This window comes from Pseudonocardia xinjiangensis (assembly GCF_012911925.1).
GTDB classification, from domain to species: domain Bacteria; phylum Actinomycetota; class Actinomycetes; order Mycobacteriales; family Pseudonocardiaceae; genus Pseudonocardia; species Pseudonocardia xinjiangensis.
In genome coordinates this window covers 1-2,081 of the sequence record NZ_JAAXKY010000290.1, presented here as the reverse complement: position 1 = coordinate 2,081, position 2,081 = coordinate 1, and the positions used below count along the sequence as shown (strand labels likewise).

Annotated in this window: 3 protein-coding genes; 2 read left to right on the top strand and 1 reads right to left on the bottom strand. The window is 71.4% G+C overall.

Annotation, left to right across the window (positions count from 1 at the left end; genetic code table 11):
* Positions 1-481, bottom strand: a 481-nt coding sequence (locus tag HF577_RS37070) for a DUF4245 domain-containing protein (protein ID WP_169400664.1), incomplete at its 3' end; no start/stop codon positions are given.
* Positions 482-636: 155 nt separating this feature from the next.
* On the opposite strand from HF577_RS37070, the gene glpX reads away from it, so the two are divergent.
* Both glpX and HF577_RS37060 read left to right on the top strand, forming a co-directional pair.
* Positions 637-1,713 carry a class II fructose-bisphosphatase gene (gene glpX, locus HF577_RS37065; protein WP_169400663.1) on the top strand — a complete coding sequence of 359 codons (1,077 nt, stop codon included), beginning with the start codon at positions 637-639 and terminating at the stop codon, positions 1,711-1,713.
* A gap of 159 nt (positions 1,714-1,872) precedes the next feature.
* A partial coding sequence (locus HF577_RS37060; protein WP_211175436.1) for a hypothetical protein occupies positions 1,873-2,081 on the top strand: 209 nt, incomplete at its 3' end.

Sequence of the window (2,081 nt, the reverse complement as noted above, 5' to 3'; positions counted from 1 at the left end):
ACTGCTGCCCGTCGACGTCGACCGGGCCGCGTCCCGGCACGGCTACCTTGCCGGTCTCGCCGGCCAGCAGCGCCTGCTCGGACGCGTCGCTCTGCAGCAGGCTCACGTAGCGGCCGTCCGGGGTGATGTAGCCGGTGCGCACGGCCCGGCCGCCCCCGTCGACGGGGTCCTGGTCCACGGAGTTCGACCGCCAGTCCGGCGGCACCGCCGGGATCCGCACGGCGAACGGCACCAGCGGCGCGAGCTCGCGCAGTTCGGCAGGAGCATCGACGACCGGGACCGCGGCGGGGTCGACCGACGGGCCGGCAGGTGCGAACGACCACGATCCCTGCAGTCCGCCGATGGCGATCACCACGGCGATCAGCACGCCCAGCGCCACGAGCATGTCGCGCATGGTCATCGCCGACCGCGGCGGCTTCGACGGTGGGCCGGGGTCGGGGCGGCCGGTCGGCCGCGGCGGCGGGTTCGGCTCGGAGGTCACGGCACCCATAGTCCCAGCACGTGCGCATCGTCTCAGCTGCGCCGATTTCCGGCGCCTTGACCACCGTTGGGGAGGCCGATCTGTCAGGATCAGGACCGATCCCAACGGCCCCACCGGGCACCGCACGTGCTCGCCATCGGGAGGAGGAGCCGCAGATGAGTCCTTCGGAGAACGGGACCACCGGGCGCGAACGGCGTCGAGAGGCGCCCGACCGCAACCTGGCGATGGAGCTCGTCCGCGTCACCGAGGCCGCGGCCATGGCCGCCGGGCGGTGGGTGGGCCGTGGAGACAAGAACGGCGGCGACGGTGCGGCTGTCGACGCCATGCGCCAGCTCATCGGCAGCGTGTCGATGCGCGGCGTCGTCGTGATCGGCGAGGGCGAGAAGGACGAGGCGCCCATGCTGTTCAACGGCGAGGAGGTCGGCAACGGCGAGGGCCCGTGGTGCGACGTCGCCGTCGACCCGATCGACGGCACCACGCTGATGGCGAAGGGCATGCCCAACTCGGTCGCCGTGCTCGCCGTGGCCGAACGCGGCGCGATGTTCGACCCGTCGGCCGTGTTCTACATGGAGAAGCTCGCGGTGGGCCCCGAGGCCGCGGACGTCATCGACATCACCGTCCCGGTGGGGGAGAACATCCGCCGTGTCGCGGGGGCCAAGCACCTCGACGTCACCGACGTCACGGTGTGCGTGCTCGACCGGCCGCGCCACGATTCGCTGGTGAAGGAGATCCGCCGCACGGGTGCGCGCATCCACTTCATCTCCGACGGCGACGTGGCAGGCGCGATCTCCGCCGCCCGCCCCAACACCGGCGTCGACCTGCTCTACGGCATCGGCGGCACGCCGGAGGGCATCATCACGGCGGCCGCGATGAAGTGCATGGGCGGCGCGATGCAGGGCAGGCTCTGGCCCACCGACGACGAGGAGCGCGCCAAGGCCGTCGACGCGGGCCACGACCTGGACCGGGTGCTCACCACGGACGATCTCGTGCGCGGTGACAACGTGTTCTTCTGCGCCACCGGCATCACCGACGGCGACCTGCTGCGCGGCGTGCACTACCGGGCGGGTGGCTGCACCACGCAGTCGATCGTGATGCGGTCGAAGTCCGGCACCGTCCGGATGATCGACGGCTACCATCGGCTCACCAAGCTGCGCGAGTACTCCTCGGTGGACTTCGATCTGTCCGATGAGCAGCTCGCCGCCGTCGAGCACTCTGCCCCTCCTCTTCCGTAGCTGAAACAATGCATTCCGTAATGGAATCGTGAGCAGGCACTCGCACCACCAGACTTGATCGGGACGAGTGGACGACCGATGCTCAATGGACCGGCCGCGCTGGGGTGCGCACGGGGGCCTACGGCCGGTCATCTGGGGTATCGAGCACGGGAGTTCGGCATGCGCGCGCTGAAGCTGTTGGGGATCATCGGGGCGGTGGTCCTCACGGCCCTGCTCAGCGGCGCGGCGGCCGGCACCGCGCCCACCAGCGTCGCGATCGTCTCGGCAGCCCTGATGGTGCCCGCCAACTCCGTCTCCACCGCCGGGGCCGTCGTGCAGGGTGGCGCCGTCGCTCCGCCTGCCGCACAGGCTGTCGCTCCGGCTCCGGC